This window comes from Ramlibacter sp. (assembly GCF_028292805.1).
Classification (GTDB): Bacteria; Pseudomonadota; Gammaproteobacteria; order Burkholderiales; family Burkholderiaceae_C; genus Ramlibacter.
Map to the genome: position 1 here is coordinate 1 of NZ_JAQGLS010000177.1, position 5878 is coordinate 5878.

Consider the following 5878-nt stretch of genomic DNA (forward strand, 5'->3'; position numbering starts at 1 on the left):
TCGTCATCGAGATGAACCCGCGCGTGTCGCGCTCCTCGGCGCTGGCCTCCAAGGCCACCGGCTTTCCGATCGCCAAGGTCGCGGCCAAGCTGGCGGTGGGCTACACGCTGGACGAACTGCGCAACGAAATCACCGGCGGCGCCACGCCCGCTTCGTTCGAGCCGTCGATCGACTATGTCGTCACCAAGATCCCGCGCTTCGCCTTCGAGAAGTTCAAGGATGCCGACGACCGCCTGACCACCCAGATGAAGTCGGTGGGCGAGGTGATGGCCATGGGCCGCACTTTCCAGGAAAGCTTTCAGAAGGCCTTGCGCGGCCTGGAAGTGGGCGTCGACGGCCTGAACCAGAAGACCACCGACCGCGAGGTGCTGGAAAAGGAACTGGGCTCGCCCGGACCGGAACGCATCTGGTACGTGGGCGACGCTTTCGCCATGGGCCTGTCGGTCGACGAGGTCTACGAGCTGACCAAGATCGACAAGTGGTTCCTGGTGCAGATCGAGGAAATCGTGAAGATCGAGCTCGACCTGGACCGGCTGGCCGAGGAAAAGGGTGAAGGCGCGCTGGCCGCGATCGATGCCGCCACCATGCGCGCGCTCAAGCGCAAGGGCTTCTCGGACCGCCGCCTGGCCAAGCTGCTGCACACCACCGACAAGGCGGTGCGCGAACTTCGCAAGGCGCTGAACGTGCGTCCCGTCTACAAGCGGGTCGACACCTGCGCGGCCGAATTCGCCACCGACACGGCCTACATGTACTCGACCTACGAGGACGAGTGCGAGGCCGAGCCCACGAACAACAAGAAGATCATGGTGCTGGGCGGCGGTCCGAACCGCATCGGCCAGGGCATCGAGTTCGACTACTGCTGCGTCCATGCCGCGCTGGCCCTGCGCGAAGACGGCTACGAGACCATCATGGTCAACTGCAACCCGGAGACGGTTTCCACCGATTACGACACCTCGGATCGCCTGTACTTCGAGCCGCTGACACTGGAAGACGTGCTGGAGATCGTCGACAAGGAAAAGCCCACCGGCGTGATCGTCCAGTACGGCGGCCAGACCCCGCTGAAGCTGGCGCTCGGCCTGGAAGCCGAAGGCGTGCCGATCATCGGCACCTCGCCCGACATGATCGATGCCGCCGAAGACCGCGAGCGGTTCCAGCAGCTGCTGCACAAGCTGGGCCTGCGCCAGCCACCCAACGCCACCGCCCGGACCGAGGCGGAAGCCCTGGAAAAAGCCCAGGCCCTGGGCTACCCGCTGGTGGTGCGTCCCAGCTACGTGCTGGGCGGCCGGGCCATGGAGATCGTCCACGAGCAGCGCGACCTGGAGCGCTACATGCGCGAGGCGGTCAAGGTCTCGCACGACTCCCCGGTGCTGCTGGACCGCTTCCTGAACGACGCCGTCGAATGCGACGTCGACTGCATCGGCGACAGCGACGGCCAGGTGTTCATCGGCGGCGTGATGGAGCACATCGAGCAGGCCGGCGTCCACTCGGGTGACTCGGCATGCTCGCTGCCGCCGTACTCGCTCAAGCCCGAGACCGTCGAGGAACTCAAGCGCCAGACCGCCGCCATGGCCCGCGCCCTGAACGTGGTCGGCCTGATGAACGTGCAGTTCGCCATCCAGGAAAAAGACGGCCAGGACGTGATCTTCGTGCTGGAAGTCAACCCCCGCGCCTCGCGCACCGTGCCTTTCGTGTCCAAGGCGACCGGCATCCAGCTGGCCAAGGTGGCGGCGCGCTGCATGGTCGGCAAGACGCTGGCGCAGCAGGGCATCACCAGGGAAGTGAACCCGCCGTACTTCAGCGTCAAGGAAGCGGTGTTCCCGTTCGTCAAGTTCCCCGGCGTGGACACCATCCTGGGCCCGGAGATGAAGTCCACCGGCGAGGTGATGGGCGTGGGCAAGACCTTCGGCGAGGCGTTCGTCAAGAGCCAGCTGGGGGCCGGCGAGCGGCTGCCGCGCCCGTTCGACGACGCCGGCAAGCCCGCCGGCAAGGTGTTCCTGACGGTCAAGAACAGCGACAAGCCGCGGGCGGTGGAAGTGGCGCGCCAGCTGGCCGCGATGGGCTTTGCCATCGTGGCCACCAAGGGCACCGCGGTGGCCGTGACGGCCGCCGGCATCGCCTGCGAGACGGTCAACAAGGTGACCGAGGGCCGGCCGCACGTGGTCGACATGATCAAGAACAACGAGATCGTCATGGTGGTCAACACCGTCGAGGAGCGCCGCAACGCGATCGCCGACTCGCGCCAGATCCGCACCAGCTCGCTGCTGGCGCGGGTGACCACCTTCACCACCATCGCCGGGGCGGAAGCCGCGGTCGAGGGCATGAAGTCGATGGACGACCTGTCCGTGATTTCGGTCCAGGAAATGCATGCGCAGCTGGCATGAGCCGCTGCTTATAATTGACGGAATAGTCGAGACATCAGGGACCGCCGGCCACAGGGCCGGCGGTTTCGCTTTTTGGAGTACCGAATGGCCACGATCCCCATCACCAAGCGCGGCGCCGAGAAGCTCAAGGTCGAGCTGCACCGCTTGAAGACCGTCGACCGGCCCGGCGTGATCCAGGCCATCGCCGAGGCGCGCGCCCAGGGCGACCTGTCGGAGAACGCCGAGTACGACGCCGCCAAGGACCGTCAGGGCTTCATCGAAGGCCGGATCCAGGAAATCGAGGGCAAGATGGCCGCCGCCCAGATCATCGATCCGACCGAGGTCGATGCCGGCGGCCGGATCGTTTTCGGCGCCACGGTGGAGCTGGAAGAGGAAAAGAGCGGCGAAGTCGTCAAGTACCAGATCGTCGGCGAGGATGAAGCCGACCTGAAGCTGGGCCTGATCAACGTCTCCAGCCCGATCGCGCGCGCGCTGATCGGCAAGGAAGAGGGCGACACCGCGATCGTCGAGGCGCCCGGCGGCACCAAGCGCTACGAAATCGTCGCCGTGAACTACCTGTGACCACGGTGGGCTGGAAGCCGCGCATCCCGGTGCTGGCCGCCGCCTTCTGGTGGGGCAGCCTGGGCACGGTCGGCTTGCTGGTGGTGCCCGCCTTGTTCGCCAACGCCGCGACGCCGGCCCTGGCGGGCGGCCTGGCGGCGAAATTGTTCGGGCTGCAGACCTGGGTCAGCCTGGCCTGCGGCATGGTGATCCTGGCGTCGGCGCGCGAGCGCGACGGCACCTCCCGCATCGACTGGGCGCAGGGCGCCCTGGCCTATGTGATCGGCGGAATGCTGATGGCGCTGCTGGCGCAGTTCGCGGTGGCGCCGCGCATCGTGGCGCGGCAGAACCTGCCGCTGTGGCACAGCGTGGGCACGCTGCTGTACGCGGCCCAGTGGCTGTGCGCCCTGGTCGTGCTGTGGCGCACGACCGGCTGGCTCAGTCGGCCTGGCGTTTCTTGACGGAGGTCAGCCTCGGCTTGCCCTTCTTGACGATGCCGCCGCTGGTCAGGCGCTGGTTGCCCAGCACCCGCACCCGCTTGACCTCGGGCCGTTGGCCGCCGCGGCTGCTGTTCTTGACCACCTTGAACTCGCGCGGGCCGGCCTTGCGGTCCTCGTCCTCGGGCTTGACCTTCTCCGGCTTGGGCCGCCACAGCACCAGCAGCTTGCCGATATGCTGGATCGGCGCGGCGCCGAGCTCGTCGCACAGCTGCTGGTACATGGCTTCGCGCTTGTCGCGGTCGTCCCCCAGCACGCGGATTTTGATCAGTCCGTGCGCATTGAGGGCGGCATCGGTTTCCTTGCGGACGGCGGGTGTCAGGCCGTCATTGCCGATCATCACGACAGGGTCGAGGTGATGGGCTTCGGACCGTTGCGCTTTGCGCTCGGCCACACTCAGTTGAATCGCGGGCATGGCCGTATTATCGTCTCCCGCACAAGGACCACATGAAAGTTCGCACCCAGAGCAAGAAGGTTACCAAGTCGTGGCTCAACGACCACGTCAACGATCCTTACGTCAAGCTGGCCAAGAAAGAGGGCTACCGGGCCCGCGCGGCCTACAAGCTCAAGGAAATCGACGAGACGCTGAACATGATCAAGCCCGGCGCCGTGGTGGTCGACCTCGGCTCGGCGCCCGGGGCCTGGAGCCAGTACATCCGCCGCAAGCTGGCGCCGCAGGGCGCGGCCGCCGGCACGCTGGACGGCACCATCCTGGCCATGGACATCCTGCCGATGGAGCCGGTCGAGGACGTGACTTTCCTGCAGGGCGACTTCCGCGAGGCCGAAGTGGCAGCGCAGCTGGACAAGATGCTGGGCGGGCGCAAGGTCGATGCGGTGGTTTCGGACATGGCGCCCAACCTGTCGGGCATCGCCTCGGCCGACGCCGCCCGCATCGAGAACCTGGTCGAGCTGGCCGTGGAATTTGCCCAGATCCACCTCAAACCCGAGGGCGCGCTGGTGTGCAAAGTGTTTCACGGAACCGGGTACAGCCAGCTGGTGAAAATGTTCAAGGAACAATTCCGGGTCGTCAAGCCTCTGAAGCCTAAAGCCTCCCGCAGCAATTCGTCGGAAACCTTCCTGGTCGGGATCGGACTCAAGAGCCCCCGCTGAGGCAGGCATTCGTGCGTGGCGGAGGGCGCCTTCCCCAGGGAAGGTGCAGCAGAAATACATCGTTCCACGCCTTGAAACCCCTAGAATGGGCAGCAACTGGCCCAGTACATGGGCTCATCTGCCCCGGAGACTTAGTTTGAACAATCAGTGGTTTTCCAAGATCGCCGTGTGGCTGGTGATCGCACTGGTGCTTTTCACCGTATTCAAGCAGTTCGACACGCGCGGCGCGGCGGGAGCTTCGGTGATGGCCTATTCGGATTTCCTGCAGGAAGTCCGCAACAACCGCATCAAGAACGCGGAAATCCAGGAAGGTCAGGGCGGCACCCAGATCATCGCCACCACCCAGGATGATCGCAAGGTGCGCACCACTGCCACCTACCTTGATCGCGGCCTGGTCGGCGACCTGATCAACAACAACGTCAAGTTCGACGTCAAGCCCCGCGAGGAAGGCTCGCTGCTGATGACGCTGCTGGTCTCCTGGGGCCCGATGCTGCTGCTGATCGGTGTGTGGGTCTACTTCATGCGCCAGATGCAGGGCGGCGGCAAGGGCGGCGCCTTCAGCTTTGGCAAGAGCAAGGCGCGCATGCTCGACGAGAGCAGCAACCAGGTCACGTTCGCGGACGTCGCCGGCTGCGACGAGGCCAAGGAAGAAGTCAAGGAAGTCGTCGACTTCCTGAAAGATCCGCAGAAGTTCCAGAAACTGGGCGGGCGCATCCCGCGCGGCCTGCTGCTTGTCGGCCCCCCGGGCACCGGCAAGACGCTGCTGGCCAAGGGCATCGCCGGCGAGGCCAAGGTGCCGTTCTTCTCGATCTCCGGCTCCGATTTCGTCGAGATGTTCGTCGGCGTGGGCGCGGCCCGCGTGCGCGACATGTTCGAGAACGCAAAAAAGAACGCTCCTTGCATCATCTTCATCGATGAGATCGACGCGGTCGGGCGCCAGCGCGGCGCGGGCCTGGGCGGCGGCAACGACGAACGCGAGCAGACCCTGAACCAGATGCTGGTCGAGATGGACGGCTTCGAAACCAACCTGGGCGTGATCGTGGTGGCCGCCACCAACCGCCCGGACATCCTGGACGCCGCCCTGCTGCGCCCGGGCCGCTTCGACCGCCAGGTTTACGTCACGCTGCCCGACATCCGCGGCCGCGAGCAGATCCTGAACGTCCACATGCGCAAGATCCCGATCGGCCAGGACGTCGCTCCGTCGATCATCGCCCGCGGCACCCCCGGCATGTCCGGCGCCGACCTCGCCAACCTGTGCAACGAAGCGGCCCTGATGGCCGCCCGCCGCAGCGCCCGCGTGGTCGAGATGCAGGACTTCGAGAAGGCCAAGGACAAGATCATCATGGGCCC

The 5878-nt window shown here is 65.8% G+C and carries 6 protein-coding genes; 5 read left to right on the top strand and 1 reads right to left on the bottom strand.

Going from position 1 to position 5878, the window contains the following annotated elements; translation table 11 throughout:
- The 3 genes from carB to JWP65_RS10915 all read left to right on the top strand — a co-directional run.
- Nucleotides 1–2381 (top strand): carbamoyl-phosphate synthase large subunit (gene carB, locus JWP65_RS10905; protein ID WP_299763582.1); only part of this gene is annotated, 2381 nt, incomplete at its 5' end.
- 84 nt (nt 2382–2465) lie between these two features.
- Nucleotides 2466–2942, top strand: a complete 477-nt coding sequence (gene greA, locus JWP65_RS10910; protein ID WP_299763584.1) for a transcription elongation factor GreA — start codon at nt 2466–2468, stop codon at nt 2940–2942.
- A complete protein-coding gene (locus tag JWP65_RS10915) occupies nt 2939–3382 on the top strand; it encodes a DUF4149 domain-containing protein (protein ID WP_299763586.1) in 444 nt (147 codons plus the stop codon). Before greA ends, JWP65_RS10915 begins: the two co-directional genes overlap by 4 nt.
- On the opposite strand, the gene JWP65_RS10920 is transcribed toward JWP65_RS10915, so the two are convergent.
- The gene (locus JWP65_RS10920) at nt 3360–3833 is read right to left on the bottom strand and encodes a YhbY family RNA-binding protein (protein WP_299763588.1); all 474 of its coding nucleotides are present in this window, start codon (nt 3831–3833) and stop codon (nt 3360–3362) included. The genes JWP65_RS10915 and JWP65_RS10920 overlap by 23 nt on opposite strands.
- Before the next feature lie 32 nt (nt 3834–3865).
- Here JWP65_RS10920 and JWP65_RS10925 point away from each other — a divergent pair, with 32 nt between their 5' ends.
- Together JWP65_RS10925 and ftsH are read left to right on the top strand one after the other, a co-directional pair.
- A complete protein-coding gene (locus JWP65_RS10925; RefSeq protein ID WP_299763590.1) occupies nt 3866–4528 on the top strand; it encodes an RlmE family RNA methyltransferase in 663 nt (220 codons plus the stop codon).
- Nucleotides 4529–4664: 136 nt separating this feature from the next.
- On the top strand, nt 4665–5878 hold a 1214-nt coding region (ftsH, locus tag JWP65_RS10930; protein WP_299763592.1), incomplete at its 3' end, for an ATP-dependent zinc metalloprotease FtsH.

Excerpts from the sequence above, each read along its gene's own strand:
- greA (WP_299763584.1), top strand. The coding sequence starts at position 2,466 with ATGGCCACGATCCCCATCACCAAGCGCGGCGCCGAGAAGCTCAAGGTC.
- JWP65_RS10920 (WP_299763588.1), bottom strand. The coding sequence starts at position 3,833 with ATGCCCGCGATTCAACTGAGTGTGGCCGAGCGCAAAGCGCAACGGTCC.
- JWP65_RS10925 (WP_299763590.1), top strand. The coding sequence starts at position 3,866 with ATGAAAGTTCGCACCCAGAGCAAGAAGGTTACCAAGTCGTGGCTCAAC.